Source organism: Promicromonospora panici, assembly GCF_900608595.1.
Lineage (GTDB): Bacteria > Actinomycetota > Actinomycetes > Actinomycetales > Cellulomonadaceae > Promicromonospora > Promicromonospora panici.
Map to the genome: position 1 here is coordinate 1 of NZ_UWYY01000040.1, position 22,961 is coordinate 22,961.

General features: G+C 70.9%; 23 protein-coding genes. 5 read left to right on the forward strand and 18 right to left on the reverse strand.

The window, feature by feature from the left end; all coding sequences use genetic code 11:
* Positions 1–91: 91 nt before the first annotated feature.
* The 3 genes from EW117_RS28400 to EW117_RS28410 form a co-directional block, all read right to left on the reverse strand.
* Entirely contained in the window at positions 92–712 is a 621-nt protein-coding gene (locus EW117_RS28400; RefSeq protein ID WP_129790083.1) for a ribonuclease FAU-1 family protein, read from the reverse strand.
* A 24-nt stretch (positions 713–736) separates the two neighbouring features.
* Entirely contained in the window at positions 737–1,552 is an 816-nt protein-coding gene (locus EW117_RS28405; RefSeq protein ID WP_129790084.1) for an AAC(3) family N-acetyltransferase, read from the reverse strand.
* Positions 1,553–1,895: 343 nt separating this feature from the next.
* The gene (locus tag EW117_RS28410) at positions 1,896–3,197 is read right to left on the reverse strand and encodes an N-acetylglucosamine-6-phosphate deacetylase (protein ID WP_129790085.1); all 1,302 of its coding nucleotides are present in this window, start codon (positions 3,195–3,197) and stop codon (positions 1,896–1,898) included.
* 242 nt (positions 3,198–3,439) lie between these two features.
* On the opposite strand from EW117_RS28410, the gene EW117_RS28415 reads away from it, so the two are divergent.
* Genes EW117_RS28415 through EW117_RS28435 form a run of 5 tightly spaced genes read left to right on the forward strand, consistent with a single transcriptional unit; the run spans position 3,440 to position 9,643 of the window.
* On the forward strand, positions 3,440–4,747 hold the full coding sequence (locus EW117_RS28415; RefSeq protein ID WP_129790086.1) for an ABC transporter substrate-binding protein: 1,308 nt from the start codon (positions 3,440–3,442) through the stop codon (positions 4,745–4,747).
* Between the two features lie 52 nt (positions 4,748–4,799).
* Positions 4,800–5,735 (forward strand): carbohydrate ABC transporter permease, encoded by a 936-nt coding sequence (locus EW117_RS28420; RefSeq protein WP_129790087.1) that lies wholly within the window; start codon positions 4,800–4,802, stop codon positions 5,733–5,735.
* Complete coding sequence (locus tag EW117_RS28425) at positions 5,735–6,634, forward strand: carbohydrate ABC transporter permease (RefSeq protein ID WP_129790088.1); 900 nt, start codon at positions 5,735–5,737, stop codon at positions 6,632–6,634. Before EW117_RS28420 ends, EW117_RS28425 begins: the two co-directional genes overlap by 1 nt.
* The gene (locus EW117_RS28430; protein WP_129790089.1) at positions 6,631–7,575 is read left to right on the forward strand and encodes an aldo/keto reductase; all 945 of its coding nucleotides are present in this window, start codon (positions 6,631–6,633) and stop codon (positions 7,573–7,575) included. Before EW117_RS28425 ends, EW117_RS28430 begins: the two co-directional genes overlap by 4 nt.
* 31 nt (positions 7,576–7,606) lie before the next feature.
* A complete protein-coding gene (locus tag EW117_RS28435; protein WP_129790090.1) occupies positions 7,607–9,643 on the forward strand; it encodes a beta-galactosidase in 2,037 nt (678 codons plus the stop codon).
* A 202-nt stretch (positions 9,644–9,845) separates the two neighbouring features.
* On the opposite strand, the gene nucS is transcribed toward EW117_RS28435, so the two are convergent.
* The 15 genes from nucS to prfA form a co-directional block, all read right to left on the reverse strand.
* Complete coding sequence (gene nucS, locus EW117_RS28440) at positions 9,846–10,541, reverse strand: endonuclease NucS (protein WP_129790091.1); 696 nt, start codon at positions 10,539–10,541, stop codon at positions 9,846–9,848.
* Positions 10,541–10,966, reverse strand: a complete 426-nt coding sequence (locus EW117_RS28445; RefSeq protein ID WP_129790092.1) for a DUF2550 domain-containing protein — start codon at positions 10,964–10,966, stop codon at positions 10,541–10,543. The genes nucS and EW117_RS28445 overlap by 1 nt, the downstream gene beginning before the upstream one ends.
* Positions 10,967–10,978: 12 nt before the next feature.
* Positions 10,979–11,239, reverse strand: coding sequence for a F0F1 ATP synthase subunit epsilon (locus EW117_RS28450; protein ID WP_129790093.1), 261 nt, complete (start codon positions 11,237–11,239; stop codon positions 10,979–10,981).
* Positions 11,240–11,331: 92 nt separating this feature from the next.
* Entirely contained in the window at positions 11,332–12,807 is a 1,476-nt protein-coding gene (gene atpD / locus EW117_RS28455; protein WP_129790094.1) for a F0F1 ATP synthase subunit beta, read from the reverse strand.
* A gap of 56 nt (positions 12,808–12,863) precedes the next feature.
* Positions 12,864–13,757 (reverse strand): F0F1 ATP synthase subunit gamma, encoded by an 894-nt coding sequence (locus tag EW117_RS28460; RefSeq protein WP_129790095.1) that lies wholly within the window; start codon positions 13,755–13,757, stop codon positions 12,864–12,866.
* Positions 13,758–13,760: 3 nt separating this feature from the next.
* Positions 13,761–15,389 (reverse strand): F0F1 ATP synthase subunit alpha, encoded by a 1,629-nt coding sequence (atpA, locus tag EW117_RS28465; protein WP_129790096.1) that lies wholly within the window; start codon positions 15,387–15,389, stop codon positions 13,761–13,763.
* A 56-nt stretch (positions 15,390–15,445) separates the two neighbouring features.
* On the reverse strand, positions 15,446–16,258 hold the full coding sequence (locus EW117_RS28470; protein ID WP_129790097.1) for a F0F1 ATP synthase subunit delta: 813 nt from the start codon (positions 16,256–16,258) through the stop codon (positions 15,446–15,448).
* Positions 16,258–16,845: a F0F1 ATP synthase subunit B gene (locus EW117_RS28475; RefSeq protein WP_129790098.1), complete on the reverse strand. Its 588-nt coding sequence runs from the start codon at positions 16,843–16,845 to the stop codon at positions 16,258–16,260. The genes EW117_RS28470 and EW117_RS28475 overlap by 1 nt, the downstream gene beginning before the upstream one ends.
* On the reverse strand, positions 16,845–17,075 hold the full coding sequence (locus EW117_RS28480; protein WP_129790099.1) for an ATP synthase F0 subunit C: 231 nt from the start codon (positions 17,073–17,075) through the stop codon (positions 16,845–16,847). Before EW117_RS28480 ends, EW117_RS28475 begins: the two co-directional genes overlap by 1 nt.
* A gap of 123 nt (positions 17,076–17,198) precedes the next feature.
* Positions 17,199–18,092, reverse strand: coding sequence for a F0F1 ATP synthase subunit A (atpB, locus tag EW117_RS28485; protein ID WP_242504635.1), 894 nt, complete (start codon positions 18,090–18,092; stop codon positions 17,199–17,201).
* Positions 18,093–18,229: 137 nt separating this feature from the next.
* Positions 18,230–18,682: a Cg1360 family ATP-synthase-associated protein gene (locus EW117_RS28490; protein WP_129790100.1), complete on the reverse strand. Its 453-nt coding sequence runs from the start codon at positions 18,680–18,682 to the stop codon at positions 18,230–18,232.
* The gene (locus EW117_RS28495; protein WP_340641119.1) at positions 18,679–20,016 is read right to left on the reverse strand and encodes an MraY family glycosyltransferase; all 1,338 of its coding nucleotides are present in this window, start codon (positions 20,014–20,016) and stop codon (positions 18,679–18,681) included. The genes EW117_RS28490 and EW117_RS28495 overlap by 4 nt, the downstream gene beginning before the upstream one ends.
* 2 nt (positions 20,017–20,018) lie before the next feature.
* Entirely contained in the window at positions 20,019–20,726 is a 708-nt protein-coding gene (locus EW117_RS28500; protein WP_422891561.1) for an L-threonylcarbamoyladenylate synthase, read from the reverse strand.
* A 74-nt stretch (positions 20,727–20,800) separates the two neighbouring features.
* Positions 20,801–21,742 carry a peptide chain release factor N(5)-glutamine methyltransferase gene (prmC, locus tag EW117_RS28505; RefSeq protein WP_242504637.1) on the reverse strand — a complete coding sequence of 314 codons (942 nt, stop codon included), beginning with the start codon at positions 21,740–21,742 and terminating at the stop codon, positions 20,801–20,803.
* Between the two features lie 72 nt (positions 21,743–21,814).
* A complete protein-coding gene (prfA, locus tag EW117_RS28510; protein WP_129790101.1) occupies positions 21,815–22,903 on the reverse strand; it encodes a peptide chain release factor 1 in 1,089 nt (362 codons plus the stop codon).
* Positions 22,904–22,961 lie beyond the last annotated feature (58 nt).

Sequence of the window (22,961 nt, forward strand, 5' to 3'; positions counted from 1 at the left end):
GCACGCTCCGACCGTAGCGCTCAGAAACCGGGACGCCACCGGAAATGCAGGGCTATTGCCGGACGAAACACCGCCGTCGCCGCGTCGCGGGTCAGCGCGCCTCGAACGGCACGCTCTCCCAGCCGGCGGGCACGTCGCGGGGCGACCACGACGTGTCGGGCGTCCAGTCGGCCCAGGCCTTGTCCCACCAGAGCTCACCGGCATCGAGCATCCCGGCGATCCGGGCGCCCTCGGCGCGGATCTGCTCCATGCGGCCGGGGTAGCGCGTCGGCCCGGTCTCCTCGAACTCGGCGACGTCCTTGAACTCGTAGGTCTCGGCGTCGGCGGCCCACCAGACGTCCAGCTCGTGGTCGAGCGTGTCGAAGCCGATGGCGGTGCGCCGGGGCGCGTCCTCGAGGTTGAAGTACCAGCCCTGGAACGCGCGCTCGGGGCCGTCCCAGAACAGGAAGAGCGAGTGTTCCACCCCGGCCCAGTGCAGCTCGAGCCGCCCGTGTCCGCGCCAGTAGGTGCTGCCCGCGAGCTTCCAGGGGTGCTCCCCCACGGGGAATGTGCCCGCCTTCGGGTACACCATCGGTGTGCCGCCCGGGGTGTAGGTGACCAGCAGGTCGCCGTCGTCCTGGACGCACACCTGCGGGATGGCGATCCACGGCTCGCCCCGCATGATCTCGCGGCGCACTACCGTCTGGCCGGGCTGGAACAGGGGAGACGTCATGCCCGGCACGCTAACAGCGGCCGGTTACGCGCCTGCGACATCGACGTCAACACTGTGGCGATTGCGCGCCATCCAGTCCACCGCGAAGTCCACGAGCGACCGCTGATCCATGAGCCGGGCGGTGGCGGACCCAACCCGCCCGACCGCGACCGCCCCGGTCTCCTCGAACGCCGCACCGACCTGGTCGAAATCGTCCTCGCCCGTGACGAGGTCGGTCCAGGTCGCCCAGCGACTCGTCCCGTCGGCGTCGCGGATCGCCGCGCCCGTCTCGCCCATCGGGGGTGACGCCTGACTGCGCTCGGCAAGATGCAGTGACGTGTTGGAGTCATGTCCGCAGCCGAGGAGCAGTACCTTTCCGCCCAGCCGGTAGACCGCACCGATCGGCGACCTCTCGCCGTGCGAGTCGGTGAGGGCGTGTTCCGCGGTCACCTCCGGGGCGCGGACGCCGAGCGCGGCGCAGGACACCTGCGGATGACTGCTGCGCAGAGCGCCGGGCCAGGTTCGGACCGCCTCGGGCAGGACGCCGACCCAGCGGCTGGGCGACCGTGCGGGGTCGAATCCCGGCGCCTCAGACCGGATCGCCGGCCACCAGTGCTCGGGGACGGGCGGATTCTGCCAGCCTGCCGGGTCGGTGTTCTCCGACGTGTGTGTCGGAACGACGAGGGTGCCCCCAGCTCCCACCGCCGACAGCAGTGCCTCGACGACGGCCTGCACGCCGCCCGCGACGAAGCCGAGGCTCTTCACGGATGAGTGCACCAGGAGCACATCACCCGGGACCACGCCCAGCGCCCGCAGGTCGCCCGTCAATGTGGCCGCAGTGTGCGGCTGAGCCTGATCCATTCCGGGAGCGCATTCCGGAGCGCGGGCTGTATACCCACGAATTTCTGTCGGCGCCGCTCCATGGTGGTGACCCGCCTTGCCGTCGATGCGGCTCCACACCTGGTGGCGGCAGGCCGGGCTGCCGGATGACTGCAGACTTGGTCCGCGGCCCGCCCAGCGAGTGCAGACCTCGAAGCGGTCTTCAGCCGCCCAGCCGCTACGAAGTCTGCGGTCGAGATCTGCTGCCGCTGCCAAGTCTGCAGTCGACGGCGCCCGGACAGCGCCGGGCCGGAGCTCGAGAGTAGCGGGCCGGCGCTGGCGGGATGCTGGGCCACTGCACCGCGTCTCGGCCTGTGTCCGACGCCTACGCCCCGGCGATTTCGACATCACCGCGGGCAACGTCCACCCCGTGCCGCAGCACCCGGATCGGGTGCAGGTCCGCATCCGTGACCAGCACGTCCGCGCGCGAGCCGGGCTCCAGGCTGCCGACCTCACCCATCAGCCCCAGGACGCGGGCCGGCACGGCGGTGGCCGACCGTACGGCGTCGACCAGGGGAACGCCTCCGGCCACGGCGCACCGCACGACGTCGACCAGGTGCGCGGTACCACCGGCGATAGGCCCCTCCCCCGACGTGTCAGACGCAGGGGTCACCCCGGTGGCCTGTGGGTCTGACACGTCCGGGACGACGCGGGCTACGCCGTCGTGCACCACCACCGACATCGGACCCAGCTCGTAGCGGCCGTCGGCCACGCCGGCCGCCGCCATGGCGTCCGTCACGAGCAGCACCTGGTCCGCGCCCACCATGTCGAACACCGCACGCACCGTCGCCGGGTCGAGGTGTACGCCGTCGCCGATGAGCTCCACGACCATGTCGCCGCGGGCGGCGGCAGCCAGGCATGCGGCGATCGGGCCGGGCTTGCGGTGGTGCAGCGGGCGCATGCCGTTGAACAGGTGCGTGGCCGTCATCGGCCCGACGGCGCCGCCCGCGGCGGCCAGTGCCGCGGTGACCTGCTCGATCAGCGCCTCGGCCTGTTCGGTGCTGCCGTCGGTGTGCCCCAGGGAGGGCAGCACGCCCGCCTCGATCAGCGCCTCGGCGACGCCGCCGGGGCCGGTCACGCCGGGCACCTCCGGCGCGATGGTCATCGTGCGCAGGTACCCGCGGGCCGCCTTGACCAGGTCCCTGACCAGGTCCACGCTGCCTTCTTGCAGGTCAGCCGGGTTGTGTGCGCCCCGCCGGCGGTACGACAGGAACGGCCCCTCCGCGTGCAGGCCCTCGATCTCCCCGGCCACGGCGAGCTCGGCGAGCACGCCCGCCCGCTCCAGCAGCACCTCGGGCTGGGCGGTCACCAGGGACGCGAGCAGGGTGGTCGTGCCGTGGCGGCGGTGCTCGAGCACGCCGGCCAGCGCGTCGGAGGCCGAGGCCACGTCCGGGAAGGAGACGCCGCCCCCGCCGTGGTTGTGCAGGTCCACGAGGCCCGGGAGCACGTACGCCTCCGGAGCGGCCGGAACCCGGTCGACGGCGGGGCCGTGGCCGGCCGCGACGGCGTCGGGCAGGGAACCGGCGAAGGCGACGCGACCGCCCGAGGTGACGACGACGCCGTCGTCCACCACCGCGGAGGGCTGGACCAGGCGGCCGCGCACGACGAGAGCACCGGAATCAGTCATGCGGACATCCTGCCAGGGCCGGGCGGGGCTCCGGCGCCGCGAAGGGGGGCCCGCACGCAACCGCTTCGATGCGTTTTACCTCGCAGAAGGACGTCCTGGCCAGCAGTGATGCCTGGTCCGTCGCGCCCCCTGGTGGTTGGCCCCTTGACAGCCACCTTTTCGTCCAACAATGATGATACCTATCATCGAAGCGCTTCGCGTCGTGGCGAGGGCGTTCACCGAACACGTCAAGGAAGATGTGAATGATGCGTAGGACAGCTCCGGTCATCACCGCGCTCTCAGCCGTCGCCCTCACCCTGGCCGCATGTTCGTCGGGCTCCGGCTCCGGCGGCGCCGAACCCGACGACGGCGGCCCCATCACCCTCGACTACTGGGCCTGGGGCACCGCACAGCAGCCCATGGTGGACGCCTGGAACGCAGCCCACCCGGACATCCAGGTGAAGCGGACCGACGCCGGCGGCGGTACGGACTCCTCGGCAAAGCTCGTGACCGCGACACGCGCCGAGAACGCCCCCGACGTCGCGCTCGTCGAGTACAACACCCTGCCGGCGATGATCGTGGCCGGCGTGGCCCAGGACATCACCGAGTACTCCAACGGCCTGGAGAGCGAGTTCGCCCCCGGCGTGTGGAGCCAGGCCACCTTCGACGACGCCACCTACGGTGTGCCGCAGGACGCCGGCCCCCAGGCGCTGACCTACAACAAGGCGCGGTTCGACGAGCTCGGCATCGACGTCCCGAAGACCTGGGACGAGTTCGCCGAGGCCGCGGAGAAGGTCCACGAGGCCGATCCCGACACCTACCTCACGACGTTCCCGCCCGACGGTTTCGGGGGCGTCGCCGCGTTCGCCCAGCAGGCCGGCGGTCAATGGTGGTCGGTCGACGGCGACGCCTGGACCGTCGACTTCGACGACGACGCGTCCGTCGCGGTCGCCGACTACTGGCAGGACCTCGTCGACCGCGATCTCGTGTCGGCGGAGCCGCTCCTCACCCCCGAGTGGAACGCGAAGGTCAACGACGGCGAGATTCTCTCGTGGCCGGCGGGCCTCTGGGCCGCCGGGGTGCTCTACGGCGTCGCCGAACAGAGCGCCGGCGACTGGGCCATGGCCCCGCTCCCGCAGTGGGAGGAGGGCGACTCGGCCGTCGCGTTCGAGGGCGGGTCCGCCCTCGTGGTCACGACGTCCGCGGAGCACCCCGAGGCCGCCGCCGAGTTCGCCCGGTGGATGGGCACCGCCGAGGAGGCCCACGCGATCCAGATCGAGCAGGGGCAGTACCCGGCATCGCTGGCCGGCCAGGAGCTGACCCTGGAGAGCGAGCCGCCGCTGCTCATGCCGAAGCAGAAGGACTACTGGGAGACCGCCGCCGAGATCGCCCGGACCACGATCCCGGAGATCAGCTGGGGCCCCAACGTCAACGTCGCCTCCAGCGCGTACCAGGACGCCATGTCGAAGGCGGTCGCCGACGGCACCCCGCTGCGCGACGCCCTGACCGCGGTCGAGGCCGAGGTGGTCGACGACATGAAGACCACCGGCTTCGAGGTCACCCAGAAGTGACTCCCGGGCCGGCTGCGATGCCGGCACCTGGCCTGCAAAGGAGCAACCAGTCATGAGTGCTGCCACCGACGCGCCCTCGCTCGCGCACCGCCGCGTGCGCCGGCGCTGGGGAGCCCCACTCCTCTTCCTGCTGCCCGCGGGGCTGCTGTTCGTCGCGTTCCTCGCGATCCCGATCGGCTATGCGCTGTACCTCAGCTTCCGGGGGATGCGCGTGTCGGGCGGCGGTCCGTTCGGCCTCCGGCAGGAGACCTGGGTGGGCCTGGACAACTACGTCGCCGCGTTCACCGACCCCGAGCTGGTCGCAGGTCTGGGCCGGCTCGCGATCTACGGGATCATCGCAGTTCCCCTCACCCTGGGGTTCGCGCTCACGTTCGCGCTGCTGCTCGACCTGCCACGGCTGCGGGGCGCCCGGTTCTCCCGCACCGCGATCTTCATCCCGTACGCGGTGCCGGGGGTGGTGGCCACGCTCCTGTGGGGCTTCCTCTACCTGCCCTCGACGAGCCCGGGCAACTGGATCCTCGAGCGGGTCGGCCTCGGCGGCGTCGACGTGCTGCACGGCGGCATGCTCTTCGGTTCGGTGGCGAACATCGCCATCTGGGGCGGCGTCGGCTTCAACATGATCATCCTGTTCACGTCCCTGCGCGGGATCCCCACGGAGCTGTACGAGGCGGCGCGGCTCGACGGGGCCAGCGAGTGGGACATCGCCTACCGGATCAAGATCCCGCTCGTGGGGCCCGCCCTGGTCCTGACCGGTCTGTTCGCGCTCATCGGGACGCTCCAGGTGTACGGCGAGCCCGCGACACTGCGTCCGATGACGAGTGCGATCTCCCAGACCTGGGTGCCACTGATGACGATCTACCGCGACGCCTTCACCAGGGACAACCTGTCTCTCGCCGCCGCATCGTCGGTGGCGCTGGCCCTCGGCACGCTCGTCGTGTCGATCATCCTGCTGCGGGTGACGCAGAAGCGCACGTTCGGAGGGTCCTGATGAGCACGGCCACCACGCCGCGCCCCGTGGGCACCCGGCGCCTCGCGATCGAACCCGCGCGCCCCGCGAGCCGGCGCGGGGCGGTCCTGCCGAGCATCGTCCTGTTCCTGGGCGCGCTGTACTGCCTCGTGCCCGTGGCCTGGGTGCTGGTCGCCTCGACCAAGTCCAGCTCCGAGCTCTTCTCGACGTTCACCTTTTTGCCCGGCACGGGCCTGCTCGAGAACCTGAGCGACCTGTTCGCGTACGGCGACGGCCAGTACGTGCAGTGGGCGCTGAACAGCGTCATCTTCGCCGGCGTGGGCGCGCTCTTGTGCACCCTCGTCTCGACGATGGCCGGTTACGCGCTGGCCAAGTACGACTTCCCGGGACGCCAGGTGGCCTTCTACGCGATCCTCGGCGGTGTGCTGCTGCCGGGTATCACGCTGGCCATCCCGCAGTACCTGCTGATGTCGAAGATCGGCCTGGCCGGCACCTACTGGTCGGTGCTGCTGCCGTGCCTCATCTCGCCCTTCGGGATCTTCCTGGCCCGGGTCTATGCCGCATCGGCAGTGCCGACGGAGACCATCGAGGCGGCACGCATCGACGGTGCGAACGACGCGCGCGTCTTCGTCTCGGTGGCCCTGCCGATGATGGTCCCTGGCATGGTGACGGTGTTCCTGCTGCAGTTCGTGGGCATCTGGAACAATTTCCTGCTCCCGTTCATCATGCTGTCGGACGAGCGGATGTACCCCCTCACGGTCGGCCTGTACACACTGCTGTCCAAGGGTTCCGGGACGCCGTCGCTGTACAGCCTCGCGATCATCGGCGCGGCCGTGGCGATCATCCCGCTCATCGCGATGATGCTCGTCCTGCAGCGCTACTGGCGGCTCGACCTAATCAGCGGCGGGCTCAAGGGATGAGCGCCGCCATGGCCGACCGGGTCCTGGGGACGACCGGGCTGCGTGTCCCCGCCGTCGTCCTCGGGACGTCCTCGCTCGGGCGCCGGCTGGACGCGCCGAGCGCCGTCGCCGTGCTCCGCGCCGCCGTCGCCTCCGGGTGGCGCACGTGGGACACGAGCAACGAGTACGGCGACGCCGAGGCATTCATCGGCTCGGCTCTGGCTGGTCTCGACGACTCGGCCGGTCCCGTGGCCCCGGTCCAGGTGTTCACCAAGGTCGACCCGGTGCCCGGCTCCGGCGACTTCTCCGGCGCCCGCGTCCGGGCGTCCGTCGCCGAGTCCCTCGAACGCCTGGGCCTCGACCGGCTGCCACTGGTGCACTTCCACGACCCGGAGCGCATGGCGTTCGCCGATGCCGTGGCACCCGACGGGCCCGTCCGCGCGCTGCTCGACCTGCGCGAGGCGGGGACCATCGAGCACCTCGGGGTCGCCGGAGGCCCGATCGGGGTCCTGCGGCAGTACGTCGGGACCGGCGAGTTCGAGGCGGTCGTGACGCACAACCGCCTCACGCTCCTGGACCGGTCGGCCGAGACCCTGCTCGACGACTGCGCCGACCGCGGCATCGGCGTCCTCAACGCCGCCCCGTTCGGCGGGGGTGCGCTCGCTGACGACGACGGGCCGGTGCGCAGCTACCACTACCGCGCCGTCGACGCCGTCCAGGAGGACGCGGTCCTGCGGATCCGCGCTGTCGCCCGGGCGGCCGGCGTCCCCGTGGGCGCGCTCGCCCTGCGCGCCGCCGGCCGCGACCCGCGGGTCGCAGGGACGATCGTCGGCGTGACGAGCACTGCCCAGCTGGCCCAGGTCACGGCGTGGGCCGCCACCGACGTGCCGGACGACGTCTGGCCGGAGCTCGACGCCGCACTGCCCGACCGTGCCCACTGGACCGGCGAGCTGGGCCGCTGATGACCATCCGGAATCTACCTGAGGACGACCAATGACGGTTCCCTTCGCACCTGCCCGGCTGCTCTTCGGCGGCGACTACAACCCCGAGCAGTGGCCCCGCGAGGTCTGGGCCGAGGACATGGCGCTCATGCGCCGGGCGGGCGTGAACACGGTGACGATCGGCGTGTTCTCGTGGGCCACCATCGAGCCCCGCGAGGGAGAGTTCGACGCGGGCTGGCTGGACGACGTCGTCGCGCTCCTCGACGAGAACGAGATCGGCTTCTTCCTCGCGACGCCCACCGCGTCCCCGCCGCCGTGGTTCACGCTCGCGCACCCGGACGCGCTGCCGGTACGGGCCGACGGGACCCGCCTCTCCCACGGTTCCCGCGACACGTACGCGATCAGCGCACCCGCCTACCGCCACGCCGCGCGGCGCATCGCGCGGTTCCTCGCCGAGCGGTACGGTGCCCACCCCCGCCTGCGGGGCTGGCACGTGCACAACGAGTACGGCTCCGTCGACCACGGCCCGCACGCGGCGGCCGCCTTCCGGCGCTGGCTCAGGGCGAGGTACGGCTCGCTCGAAGCGCTGAACGACGCCTGGTACACGGCGTTCTGGTCCCAGCGGTACGACGGCTGGGACGAGATCCTGCCGCCGCTCGCGACGCAGTACCTGGCCAACCCGGCGCACGCGGTGGACTTCAAGCGCTTCTGCTCCGACGAGATGCTCGCCGCTTTCGCCGAGCAGCGTGACGAGCTCCGCGCGGCCGGCTCGACCGCACCGGTCACGACGAACTTCATGCATCCCTCCTGGGACCACCTCAACCAGTGGGACTGGCGCGAGCACCTGGATGTGGTCTCCGTCGACCACTATCTCGACACCGACGGCGCGGACGGCGAAGCCCACGCCGCGTACGCCGCCGACCTGACCCGCTCGTGGGGCGGCGGCCCGTGGCTGCTCATGGAGCAGGCCGCCGCCGGCATCCGGGACGGCGCGCGCCATGCCTTCAAGGAGCCCGACCGAGTGATCCGCAACTCCCTGGGCTACGTCGCCCGTGGGTCCCAGGGCGCGCTGTTCTTCCAATGGCGGGCGTCGGCCGGCGGCTCCGAGACGTGGCACAGCGCGATGGTGCCGCACGTGGGGCCGCAGAGTCGGACGTTCGAGGGCATCACCGAGCTCGGGGCGCTCCTCGGCCGCCTCCAGGAGGTCGCGGCACCGCCCCATGACGGTCCGGTGGTCGAGTCCGACGTCGCGGTCCTGTGGGAGGCCAACGGCCGCTGGTCCCTCCAGACGCCGCACCTGCCGAACGACGACCTCGACTACACGATCGAGGTCCGTTCGGTGCATCGCGCCCTGTGGCGGGCCGGTGCCGCCGTCGACTTCGTGCGTCCCGGCGCCGACGTCGACCGCTACCGGGTGCTGTTCGTGCCGACCCTGATGGCGCTGGACGACGGCACCGTCGCGTGGCTGACCCGGTACGTCGAAGCGGGCGGACACCTCGTCGTCGGACGGTTCACCGGCGTCGCGGACGAGCACCAGCGGGTGGTGGCGGGCGGCTACCCGGGCCGGCTGCGGGACCTCCTGGGCGTGCGGGTCACCGAGCATCTCCCGCTCGCGCCGGACGAGACCCAGGTGCTGAGCGACGGGTCGACCGTCGACCAGTGGACCGAGCGGATGGACCCGCCCCAGGCGGACGTGCTCGCCACCTACGCCGAGGGGCGTCTCGCCGGCCTGCCCGCCGTCACGCGGCGGCACGTCGGAGGCGGCAGCGCCACGTACGTCTCGGCGCGGCTGGTCCAGGAGTCGTGGGACGCGTTCGTCGCGGCGCTGCTCGCGGAGCGTGGCGTGACCCCGGTCGTCCCCGAGGCGGTCGGCACCGGGCTGGAGGCGATCCGCCGGCGCGGCGCGGAGGGCACCTACCTGTTCCTGCTGAACCACGGCGAGACGTCGGTCCGGGTGCTCGGCAAGGGGCACGACCTGATCACCGACACCCCGACGGATCCCGGGATCACCGTGCCCGCGGGCGGATACGCGGTGATCCGCGAAACCCCGGACGCCACATGGTCGGTGCACCCGCTCCCGTCCCCCTGACAGCTCCACCGAGCCGAGGTAGAACCGTGGCGAGGTAGAACCGTGGCGAGGTAGAACCGTGGCGAGGTAGAACCGTGGCGAGGTAGAACCGTGGCGAGGTAGGACTCTGGCGAGGTAGGACTCTGGCGAAGTAGAAGCGCAGCGGGCGCCACAGTTCTACTTCGCCAGAGTTCTACCTCGCCACAGTCCTACCTCGGCAGGGTCAGAAGAGGCGGGACGTCGGGTCGTCTGCGCCGCGCATCGCGTCGTAGTCCAGGAGCAGCGTGGTGATGCCGCGGTCCTTCGCGAGCACGCGGGCCTGCGGCTTGATCTCCTGCGCGGCGTACACACCGCGGACCGGGGCCAGCAGCGGGTCGCGGTTCAGCAGCTCCAGGTACCGCGTGAGCTGCTCGACGCCGTCGATGTCGCCGCGGCGCTTGATCTCCACCGCCACCGAGGCGCCCGAGCTGTCGCGGGCGAGGATGTCCACCGGGCCGATGGCCGTGGGGTACTCCCGGCGCACCAGCGTGTGCCCGTCGCCCAGCAGCGCGATCTGCTCGGCGAGCAGCTCCTGCAGGTGCGCCTCGACGCCGTCCTTCACGAGGCCGGGGTCGATGCCCAGGTCGTGCGCGGAGTCGTGGTGCACGGTGAACAGCTCGACCTCGAGCCGGTCGTCCGACTTCGCGTGCTGCACGGTCCAGACCTCGGTGACGCCGCGCTCGGCCGCCTCCTCGGACGGCTCGCGCACCGTCAGCGTGCACGGGGGGCTCATCCAGTTCAGCGGCTTGTACGAGCCGCCGTCGGAGTGAATCAGTACGCTTCCGTCGGCCTTGACCACGAGCAGCCGGTTAGCCGGCGGGAGCATCGCGGTCAGGCGGCCCGTGTAGAGGGCGGAGCAGTCGGCGACGACCAGCCGCATCAGAGAACCAGATCCTGTCGTCCGGGAGGGGCGGCCTCGAGCCAGGAGGCGAGGCCGAAGTAGTCGCCGGCGGCGAGGTCGAGCTCGAAGTCGAGCCCGTCGTACCGGCACTGGACGAGGTAGTGGTCGCCCTGACCACGCTCGTCGGGGTCCAGTGGGGTGCGGCCCGTCACGGTCAGCCGCTCCCGGTACCAGGTGCGGGCCGGACGGGGTGACAGCGACCAGCACCGCCACCACTCGATCCGGCCCACCGCGTACTGGGCGATGCCCGGCGTCCAGGAACCCTCGGGGTTACCGGTCGGCCGGGCATTGCAGTTGAACGAGCCCACCCTGCGGGAGAGCGTCCGCAGCCGGGAGATACCCGCTGCGAGCACCAGCGCGAGCGCACCGAGTACCGCTATCGCGATCCATATGACGCCCGGCACCCGCGCTCTCCCTCAGACCAGGGAGATCTCGTCGACCACGAGGGTGACGAGGTTGTTGTCCACGGACACGAAACCGCCGGTGACCTGTGCTTCCAGGGCCGGACCCGACGTCGTCTCCACCTTGATCGTGCCCGGGCGAAGCACCGCCAGCAGCGGCGTGTGGTTCGCCAGGATGCCGACCTGACCGTCCGCAGACGGCGCGCTCACCTGGGTCGCCGCGCCGCTCCAGACCTTACGGTCCCTGGACACGAGATCCACGCTCAGCTCTGCCACGAGAGCTCCTTCCGATGTAGCGAGCGCGATGCCGCCCCTTCCGGGTTGCCCCGGGGGGCGGCATCACGCACGGGGGACGTGCGGGGCGAAGATCAGGCCCCGTACTCCTTCTGGATCCGTGCCCAGTTCTCCTCGAGCATCTCAAGCCCACCGATGTTGTAGAACGCCTGCTCGGCGATGTGGTCGAACTCACCGTCGGCGATCTTCTTGAATGCCTCGATGGTCTCCGACAGAGGCACCGTCGAGCCCACCACACCCGTGAACTTCTCAGCCATGTACGTGTTCTGGGAGAGGAACTGCTCGATGCGGCGCGCCCGCGCCACAACGGTCTTGTCCTCTTCCGAGAGCTCGTCCACACCGAGGATAGCGATGATGTCCTGCAGCTCCTTGTTGCGCTGCAGGATCGACTTCACGCGTGTCGCGACGTCGTAGTGCTCCTGGCCCACGTAGCGCGGGTCGAGGATGCGGGACGTCGAGGCCAGCGGGTCGATCGCCGGGTACAGACCCTTCGACGCGATCTCACGGGAGAGCTCGGTCGTCGCGTCCAGGTGGGCGAACGTCGTCGCCGGCGCCGGGTCGGTGTAGTCGTCCGCGGGCACGTAGATGGCCTGCAGCGACGTGATGGAGTGACCACGCGTCGAGGTGATGCGCTCCTGGAGGAGGCCCATCTCGTCGGCCAGGTTCGGCTGGTAGCCCACGGCGGACGGCATCCGGCCGAGCAGCGTGGAGACCTCGGAACCGGCCTGCGTGAAGCGGAAGATGTTGTCGATGAAGAGCAGGACGTCCTGCTCCTTCACGTCACGGAAGTACTCCGCCATCGTGAGGGCCGACAGGGCGACGCGCAGACGCGTGCCCGGCGGCTCGTCCATCTGGCCGAAGACGAGGGCCGTCTTGTCGAAGACTCCCGCCTCGTCCATCTCGGCGATCAGGTCGTTGCCCTCACGGGTGCGCTCGCCGACACCGGCGAACACCGACACACCACCGTGGTCCTGGGCCACACGCTGGATCATCTCCTGGATGAGGACCGTCTTGCCGACGCCCGCACCACCGAAGAGACCGATCTTGCCACCCTGAACGTAAGGGGTCAGCAGGTCGATCGACTTGATGCCCGTCTCGAACATCGTGGTCTTCGACTCGAGCTGGTCGAAGGCCGGTGCCTTGCGGTGGATCGGCCAGCGCTCGGTGACCTCGAACTTCTCGCCCTCGGCGAGGTTCAGGACGTCGCCCGTCACGTTGAAGACCTTGCCCTTGGTGATGTCACCGACGGGCACGCTGATCGGCTCGCCCGTGTCGGTCACCACGGCACCGCGGACCAGGCCGTCGGTCGGCTTCAGCGCGATGGCGCGCACCAGGGAGTCGCCCAGGTGCTGCTCGACCTCGAGCGTGAGGGTGGTCTTGCTCGCGCCCGTGCCGGACAGGTCGATCTCGACAGTGAGCGCGTTGTAGATCTCGGGGATCGCGTCCTCGGGGAACTCGATGTCCACGACGGGGCCGATCACCCGGGCGACCCGGCCGATGCCGGGGCCGCTCGTGTGCTCGACCGTGGATTCCACGGTGGTGGCGGTCATACTTGCCTCGCTTCGGTGGGCCGGAGGGTCCTCCGGCGGGGAGTCTTTCGGTCTGTTCAGGACGCCAGGGCGTCGGCACCGGAGACGATCTCGCTGATCTCCTGGGTGATGTCCGCCTGACGTGCCTGGTTGGCCAGTCGGGTGTAGTTGCGGATCAGGTCCTCGGCGTTGTCCGTCGCCGTGTGCATGGCGCGCTGGCGGGCGGCCAGCTCCGACGCTGCGGCGTCGAGCAGCATCGCGTAGATGCGCTGCTCGATGTAGCGCGGGAGCAGCTCGTCCAGCACGGCCTCGGGCGACGGCTCGAAGTCGTAGAGCGGCAGGGCCTCGTGCTCGTCGGCCTCGGTCACGCCCTCGACCACCTCGAGCGGCAGCATCCGCACCACGCGGGCGCGCTGCGTCACCATGTTGACGAACAGCGTGGAGACCACGTGCAGCTCGCTGACGCCGCCGTCGGGCTCCTCCGCGAGGAACACCTCGAGCAGCGTCTCGGCGATGTCCTGGGCCGCCTCGGGCGTCGGCTTCTCCGAACCGTACGACCAGCTCTTGGCGATCTCCCGCCCGCGGAACGTGTAGTACGCGATCGCACGGCGGCCGGCCACGTAGAGCACGACCTCCTTGCCCTCGTCCGTCAGCTGCCCGACGAGCCGCTCGGCCTCGCGGACGATCGCCATCGGGTACGAACCGGCCATGCCCGCGTCGGAGGAGACGACGAGCACCGCTGCGCGGTTGCCGCCCTCCTCCTGCGTGAGCGGGTGGTCGATGTCCGTGTGCGACGCGACAGCCGACACCGCGCGGGTGATCGCCTGTGCGTACGGCGCCGCCGCCGCTGCCGCCGCGCGAGCCTTGCCGATGCGGGAGGCGGCGATCAGCTCACGCGCGCGGAAGATCTTCTTCAGCGACTGCGTCGACTTGATCCGCGCCTTGTAGACGCGCTGAGCTCCACCGGCCACGGGTCAGGCCTTCTTCTTGACGACGATCTGTGCCTGCTCGACGTCGACGGGGCCGCCCTCGACCTCGCCGCCGACGAGCGGGGTGCCGTCGCTCTTCTGGAAGCCCGCCCGGAAGTCGTCGACGGCGGCGCTCAGCGCCTCCTCCGTGTCGGACTCCAGCTTGCCGGACTTGAGGATCGTCTCCAGGACGTCCGTCTTGCGGCGCAGGTGGTCCAGCAGCTCGGACTCGAACCGCTTGACGTCCTCGACCGCGACGTCGTCGAGCTTGCCCTTCGTGCCGGCCCACACCGACGCGACCTGGTCCTCGACCGCGTACGGCGAGTACTGGGGCTGCTTGAGCAGCTCCGTCAGGACGGCGCCGCGCTGCAGCTGCGCGCGGGACGCCGCATCGAGGTCGGACGCGAACATCGCGAACGCCTCGAGCGAGCGGAACTGCGCGAGCTCCAGCTTCAGCGTGCCGGAAACCTTCTTCATCGCCTTGATCTGCGCGTCACCACCGACTCGGGAGACCGAGATACCGACGTCCACGGCGGGACGCTGGTCGGCGTTGAACAGGTCGGACTGCAGGAAGATCTGGCCGTCCGTGATGGAGATGACGTTCGTCGGGATGTACGCCGAGACGTCGTTCGCCTTGGTCTCGATGATCGGCAGACCGGTCATCGAGCCCGCGCCCAGCTCGTCCGAGAGCTTCGCACAACGCTCGAGCAGCCGGGAGTGCAGGTAGAAGACGTCACCCGGGTAGGCCTCGCGGCCCGGCGGGCGACGCAGCAGCAGCGACACCGCACGGTAGGCCTCGGCCTGCTTCGACAGGTCGTCGAAGATGATCAGGACGTGCTTGCCCGAGTACATCCAGTGCTGGCCGATGGCCGAGCCGGTGTACGGGGCGAGGTACTTGAAGCCGGCCGGGTCGGACGCCGGAGCCGCGACGATCGTCGTGTACTCGAGCGCACCGGCCTCCTCGAGGGCGCCGCGCACGGAGGCGATGGTCGAGCCCTTCTGGCCGATGGCGACGTAGATGCAGCGCACCTGCTGGGTCGGGTCGCCCGTCTCCCAGTTCGCCTTCTGGTTGATGATCGTGTCGACCGCGATCGCCGTCTTGCCGGTCTGGCGGTCACCGATGATCAGCTGACGCTGACCACGGCCGATCGGGATCATCGAGTCGATCGCCTTGATGCCGGTCTGCAGCGGCTCGTGCACCGACTTGCGCTGCATGACGCCCGGCGCCTGCAGCTCGAGCGCACGGGTGGCCTCGGTCTCGATGGACCCGAGGCCGTCGATGGGGTTGCCCAGCGGGTCGACCACGCGGCCGAGGTAACCCTCACCCACGGGGACCGAGAGCACCTCGCCGGTACGGCGGACCTCCTGGCCCTCCTCGATGCCGGTGAACTCGCCCAGGACGACCACACCGATCTCGCGGACGTCGAGGTTCTGCGCGAGGCCGAGCGTGCCGTCCTCGAAGCGCAGCAGCTCGTTGGCCATCACACCGGGAAGGCCTTCGACGCGGGCGATGCCGTCCGCGGCGTACGCGACGCGGCCCACCTCCTCGGTGACCGCTTCCTGGGGCTCGTAGGCCTTCACGAAGCTGTCCAGTGCGGCCCGGACCTCGTCCGGCCGGATCGTCAGCTCAGCCATTGCTCTTCTCCTGTCGTGGCCGCGAAAGCCGCGGCGGAAGGTTCTTGTTCACGTTTTCAGCCGGCCAGACGACGCGAGGCGTCAGCAAGGCGCGACAGGACGGTGGAATCGACGACATCCGCGCCGATCTGGATGCGCATGCCCCCGACGACCGCCGGGTCCACGGTGACGTTCAGCTGCACGGGCTTGCCGTACGAGCGCTCGAGCAGCGCGCCGAGGCGCTGCTCCTGCTCGCGCGTGAGCACCGTCGCGCTCGTCACGGAGGCGACGAGGCGCTTGCGACGCTCCGCCGCGACCTCGCCGAACCAACCGAGCGTCTGCACGAAACGGCGGCCACGCAGCGACGACGTCGCACGCTGGGCCAGGCTCTGGGTCACGGTGTCGACCTTGCCGCCGACCAGCGCGTCCACCAGCGCCACCCGGCGCTGAGGGGACGTCGTGGCGTCCGAGAGGACCTGCTTGGCGTCCCGCTGGCCGACGAGCGACCGGCTGAGCCGGAACAGCTCGTCCTCCACCGTCTCGAGCGCGCCGCGCGCCTCGGCGGAAGCCAGGACGGCATCCACGCCGAGACGCTCGACGGCGTCGGCCAGGTCGGTGTCGCTCGCCCAGCGGGACCGGACCAGACCGGACACCAGGTCCACGACGCGCTCATCGAAGCCGCTCAGCAGCCCGGCCACCAGCCCGGCCTTGGCCTCGCCCTCGCGGGAGGGGTCGGCGAGCGAGCGGCGCAGCGCGGCGGAGTCGTCCAGCGCCGACACCAGGGCGAGCAGCTGCTCACCCAGCGCCAGTGCGTCCGCACCCGCGGCACGCAGCACCGGCTCGAAACGCTCCTGCGCTGCCGTCAGCGATGCCCCGCTCGATCCCCGCATCACGCCTCCTTGTTGCTTGCCACGGCCTGGCTTGCCTCGAGCTCGTCGAGGAAGCGGTCCACCACGCGCGACTGCCGGGCCGAGTCCTCGAGGGACTCGCCCACGATCTTCGACGCCAGCTCGGTCGCGAGCGTGCCGACCTCGGTACGCAGGGACACGGACGCGGCCTGTCGGTCGGCCTCGATCTGGCGGCGCGCGGTCTCGGTGATGCGCTCCGCCTCCTCGCTCGCCTTGACCCGGAGCTCCTTGACGATGGCGGTGCCCTCGGCACGCGCCTCCTCACGGACCTGCGCGGCGTCGGCGCGAGCCTCGGCGAGCAGCGCCTGCTGCTGCGCCAGTGCTTCGTCGGCCTGCTTCTGGGCCGCCTCGGCCTTCTCGATGCCGCCCTCGATGAGGGCGGAGCGCTCGTCGAGCACCTTGTTCATCTGGGGCAGGACGAGCTTGTAGAACACCGCCGCGATGATCACGAGGACGATCGCCGACCAGAACAGGTCGTACCCGGCGGGCAGGAACAGCTCGATGCCCTGAGGGCCCTGCGGCTCTTCCGTCTGCGCCGCTACGACGGCGGCGCTCGAGTGCGCCGCCATCAGACGAAGAGGAAGCCGGCGACGAGCCCGAGGAGCGCGAGCACCTCGACGAACGCGACACCCAGGAACATGGTGGCGCGCAGCTGGCCGGCGACCTCGGGCTGGCGGGCCATGCCCTCGATCGTCTTACCGATGAGGATGCCGAGGCCGATGCCGGGACCGGTGGCGGCGAGACCGTAACCGACGGCGTTCAGGTTACCGGTGACCTCGGCGAGAGTGGTGACGTCCACTTGCGTCTTCCTTCCGTTGGGCGCCGAACCGGACGGTACGGCGTCGCGTGGTGTGCGAAGGCGCTGGTGCGCCCGTCGCGGGTTTTCCAGGTGAGGCTGTGAGGCGCCGCCCGGAGGAGCAGATCAGTGCTCCTCCTCCAGCGACATGTTGATGTAGACCGCGGCCAGCAGCGCGAAGATGTACGCCTGCAGGAACGCGACCAGAAGCTCGAAGAGGGTCACGAAGATGCCCGCCGGGAGCGTGAGCGCCCCGAAGAACATCAGTCCGGTGCCCGCCGAGTCCACGACGAAGAACTGCGTGGCGGCGAAGCAGAGTACGAGCATGATGTGGCCGGCGACCATGTTGGCCACCAGTCGCACCATCAGCGAGCCCGGCCGGATGATCAGGATCTGCAGCAGCTCGATCGGCGTCAGGATGAAGTAGATCGGCCACGGCACGCCCGGGGGGAACAGGTTCGCCTTGAGGTACCCGCCCAGACCGTGCTTGCGGATGCCGACGGCCCAGTAGGTGACGAACACCCAGAGCGCGAGCAGCAGCGGCACACCGATCCGCGAGGTCGCGGCCAGGTTCAGACCCGGGATCACGCCGGTGACGTTGAACGCCAGGATGGTGAAGAAGATGGTGGTGAGCATGGGCAGGAAACGCTTGGCGTTCTCCTTGCCCAGGATCTCCTCGCCGATCTGCACCCGGACGAAGCCCAGCAGATACTCGACGGCGGCCTGGAACCGGCCCGGCACCACCTTGGCCCGGCGGGCGGCGATCACGAAGACCGACAGCAGCACAAGGGTGGCGATGATCCGGATGATCCAGAGGCGATCGATCTGGAAGATCGTGCCCTCGAAGAGGATGGCCGACGGGAAGAAGTCGGAGATCGACGGCGTGTGGAAGCCGCCCTCACCCTCGTGGCCTTCGGTGGCGGCGAGGATTACGGACGTCGCATACGTGGACAGGAGGACTCCCAGGTGGTCATTAGGCCCTGCGCGCGTCACCGCAAAGGGGCGGAACGGGCGCGCCATCGGGCCTGGCCGTCATGGATTCAGTCGTAAGCCTAACCTATGTATCGCCCTGTTCTGGCCGTGGAACCGCAGACGGCGGCCCCTTGTGACTAATTGCGCAACCTCGCGTCACCTCGGAGGCCGCTCAGTCGAGCCGATCAGGGCCGGCCGTCGGCCTCGACGTACGTGATCCGGCCATTCCGGACCGCGCGGTAGTCGAGGAGCGCCGATCCCACCGCACCGATCAGCAGCACGACGAACAGGACTACTCGGTCGTAGAAGTCGAACTGCGTCAGGACCACGAGGGCCACGATGAGCACCACCATCTTGGCGAGCCAGCTGCCCATCACCACCGCGCCCATCACGGTCGCGCCCTTGCCGACCGTGTAGAGCATCGACCACACGGTGGTCCCGCAGAAGAACGCCGCGAGGGCCGCGCCGATCAGGCCGCCCCACAGCCCCGGCAGACCGGCCACCAGGAGGCCGACGAGCGAACCGAGGACCGCGAGCCCCGCCACGAGGATCAGGCCGTCGCGCAGCGCCGTACGCAGCACCGCTCGCTCTGCGGCGCCCCGCGGTGCGTGGGGGGCCTGGGGTGCCTGCTCGGTCATTCGACGGTCTCCTTGGTCTTGGGGGCGGCGCTCTGCGGGGCCGCAGCCTGCGGGGCAGGGCTCTGCCCCGCGGCGGTCTTCGGGTGCGCGCCGTGCCGCGCCGCGCCCTGGGGGACGGCGCTCGGCGCGGGCGCGCTCGCGCCAGCAGCGCTCGGGCCGGCAGCGCTCTGCGCGGCCGCCGGTGCACCGACCGCCGCGGGAACCTTCGGCACCTGGCCGGACTGCGCCACGTCGTCGTCCAGGAACCGCCCGCGGTTGCGGAGCGGGCCCAGCGTCGCGAGCAGCGCGAGCACCACGAACACCGTGGTCCAGATCAGGACGATCTCCCACTCCCACCGCACCAGCGCCGCGGCACTGAAGGCGAACACAGCGGTCCACACGTACAGGATGACCACGGCGCGGCGGTGGGAGTGGCCCAGGGCCAGCATGCGGTGGTGCAGGTGCATACGGTCCGGTGCCATGGGCGACTTGCCGGCGGCGAGCCGCCGGATCACCGCCAGCCCCATGTCGAGCAGCGGCAGCATGAGCACCGCCACCGGCAGCAGGAGCGTGATGAACGCGGGCAAGGCCTGGGCGTCCGTCATCACCTCTGGCTGGACGTTACCCGTGACGGTGATCGCCGCACCGGCCATGACCAGGCCGATCAGCATGGAACCGGCGTCGCCCATGAAGATGCTCGCCGGGTGGAAGTTGTGCGGCAGGAACCCGATGCACACGCCCACCATCACGGCGAGCATCAGCGACGCGAGGCTCGCGTAGTCGTCAGGCGACGCCTGCTGGGTGAGCCCGTAGGCGTACAGGAAGAACGCGGACCCGCCGATGGCGATGATGCCGGCGGCCAGCCCGTCGAGGCCGTCGACGAAGTTCACGGCGTTCATCGCGATCACGACCACCAGGACCGTCGCGATCAGGGACATGCGCGACGAGGGGATGGTCGTCCCTGCGATCGGCAGCGTGATGAGCTGGACGCCCTGCAGCGCCATGAACCCGGCGGCCAGCACCTGGCCTGCGAGCTTGGTGACCCAGTCGAGGTCCCACTTGTCGTCCGCCCAGCCCAGCGCGCACACGATCGCGGCGCCGCCCACGATGCCCCAGACCTGAGAGACCCGACGGTCGTCGAAGACGCCCGCCAGGAACGGCATCTGCGAGGCCAGCAGCACCGCGACGACGATCCCGATGAGCATGGCGAGCCCGCCCAGACGGGGCGTCGGCACCGAGTGCACGTCGCGGGCCCGCACGGCCGAGATGGCCGAGGACTTGAGGGCGACCCAGCGGGCGAAGGGCGTGGTGAGGAACGTGACCGCGGCGGCCACGAGCATAAGGAGCAGGTACACCCTCACTCGTCGTCCTCCGAGGCACCGGCCGGGGGCTCGCTCGGGTCGTCCTCGGGGGCCACCTGGGGACCTTCGACGTCGGCCACCTCGCGCAGCGCCTCGAGCGTCACCGCGCCCTCGCGGACGATCCGGAGGACCGGGCCGGTGGCGTCCACGATCGTGGAGGCGACGCCGCCCGGCGCCTGCCCCCCGTCGAGGTAGACGGACACCGAGTCGCCGAGCTGGCGTTCGGCGTCAGCGACGTCCTGCGCGGCCGGGCTGCCCGACTTGTTGGCGCTGGACACTGCCAGCGGGCCGGTGCGCTTGAGCAGGGCGAGCGCCGCGGGGTGGTCCGGCATACGCAGGGCGACGGTGCCGCCCGTATCGCCGAGGTCCCACTGCAGCGACGGCTGCGCGCGCAGGATGACGGTGAAGCCGCCGGGCCAGAAGGCCTCGACGAGCCGGCGGGCGTCGTCGGGCACGTCGGTGGCCAGACCGTCGAGGGTCGCGACCTCACCCACCAGGACCGGCGGCGGCATCTGCCGGCCGCGGCCCTTGGCCGCGAGGAGGGCGGCTACCGCTTCCTCGTCGAACGCGTCGGCGCCGATGCCGTACACGGTGTCGGTGGGCAGGACGACGAGGCCACCACGGGAGATCGCATTCACTGCCTCGTCGATCGCGGGGCCCCAGGTCTGCGGGTCGGTGGCGTCGAGCACGGGCTGCACAGGCACACTCACGCGCACCAGTCTTTCACGATCCGGGAGCCGGGCGATGCCTTCGTCGCTCGTGACCGGTTCCGCTCCCGTCACAGGCGGCGCGCGACGACCATACGAGGCCGGCCCGTCAGGTCCTTGCGTGTCTCGGGCTCGCCGAAGACCGGCCGCCCGTCGTCGTCCCGGGCCGCGGCGACCATCGCCCGGGCCGCCTCGGCCTGGACCTCGGCGTGCTCCATGACGTACAGCCCGCCCGGTCGCAGCAGGCGCGCTGCGGCGGAGGTGATCCCGCGCGGCACCTCCAGCCCGTCGGGTCCCAGCCCGTACAGCGCGACGGCGGGGTCGTGCTCGGCGACCTCAGGATCCACGGGGACGGCGTCCGGCGGCACGTACGGCGGGTTCGACACGACGACGTCGGCCATCCCGTCGATCCCGTACAGCGCGGTGCGGGCGTCCCCCTTGACGAGGCGCACTATCCGCTCCGGCGGGTCCTGGTCCTCGGGCGTGGCGCCCGCCTCGACACCCGCGGCGGCGCTCAGGGCGTCGACGTTGCGCTCGGCCCAGGCGTGCGCGTCCTTGTCCAGCTCGACGGCGTGCACCCGCGCGCCCGGGACCTCGGTGGCCACCGCCAGCGCGATGGCGCCGGACCCGGTGCACAGGTCGACGACGACGGCGCCCGCACCCTCCCGGTCGGCGATCACCTTGGCGGCCTCGTCGATGGCCACCTGGGCCACCTCCTCGGTCTCCGGCCGGGGCACGAAGACACCGGGGCCCACGGCCAGCTCGAGGTGCCGGAACGCGGCGACCCCGGTCAGGTGCTGCAGCGGCTCGCGCGCGACCCGCCGGGCGACCAGGCCCGCGAAGGCGTGCGCGGCGTCGTCGGGCACCTCGCGGCCCAGCACCGCCAGCCGACGCACCTCGGCCCGGTCGACGGCGAGCGCATGCGCCAGCAGCGCCTCGGCGTCCGCCTGGGGCGACGCCACCCCGGCGTCGGCCAGCTCCTCGTAGGCCCACTTCAACAGCTGTGTACTCACCGCGCTCCTCCGACCACTACCCAAGCCTGCCGCTCATCCGTCCCGGCAGGCAATACCGCTCCTGCCCGGAGATCACGCCCCCGACGCCGCCGCGAGCCGCGCCGCCTCGTCGGCGTCGATCGCCGAACGCACGACGGGGCCCAGTTCCCCGTCCAGCACCTGGTCGAGGTTGTACGCCTTGTACCCGGTGCGGTGGTCCGCGATCCGGTTCTCCGGAAAGTTGTAGGTCCGGATCCGCTCGGAGCGGTCGACCGTGCGCACCTGCGAGCGGCGCATGTCGGCGGCCTCCGCCGCGGCGGCCTCGGCCTGCGCTGCCAGGAGGCGCGCGCGGAGCACGCGCATGGCCTGCTCGCGGTTCTGCAGCTGCGACTTCTCGTTCTGCATCGAGACGACGATGCCCGTGGGCAGGTGCGTGATCCGCACCGCGGAGTCCGTGGTGTTGACGGACTGCCCGCCCGGCCCGGACGAGCGATAGACGTCGATGCGCAGGTCGTTCTGGTCGATCTCGAGCTCACCCGGGTCGTCGACCTCGGGGAACACGAGCACGCCCGCCGCCGACGTGTGGATGCGGCCCTGCGACTCCGTGACCGGCACCCGCTGCACGCGGTGCACGCCGCCCTCGTACTTGAGGCTGTGCCAGACGCCGTCCTCAGGGCCCTGGACGTTCTTCGCCTTGATGGCGACCTGCACGTCCTTGTACCCGCCGAGGTCGGACTCGGTGGCCTCCAGCAGCTGCGTGGACCAGCCGCGCTGCTCCGCGTACCGCAGGTACATGCGCAGCAGGTCGCCCGCGAACAGGGCCGACTCCTCGCCGCCCTCGCCCGCCTTGATCTCGAGGATGACGTCGCGGCCGTCGTCGGGGTCGCGCGGCACGAGCACGCGGCGCAGCTTCTCCTCCGCCACGGCCTCGGCCTCCTTGAGGCTCGGCAGCTCCTCGGCGAACGACGCGTCGTCGGCGGCCAGCTCGGCGGCGGCCTCCGCGTCGTCGTGCGCCTGCTCCCAGGCGCGATAGGCGCCCACCACCTGGTTGAGCTCGGCGTACCGCCGGCCGAGCGTGCGCGCGCGCCCCGGATCCGCGTGCACCGCGGGGTCGGCAAGCGCCGACTCGATCTCGGCGTGCTCGCTGAGCAGCGGCCCGACGGCGGCGAACGACTCGGTCACGATCTCTCCTTGGTTGTGGGCGTGATTCTTGCGACTAACTGTCCGGTTTAGGCGCAAC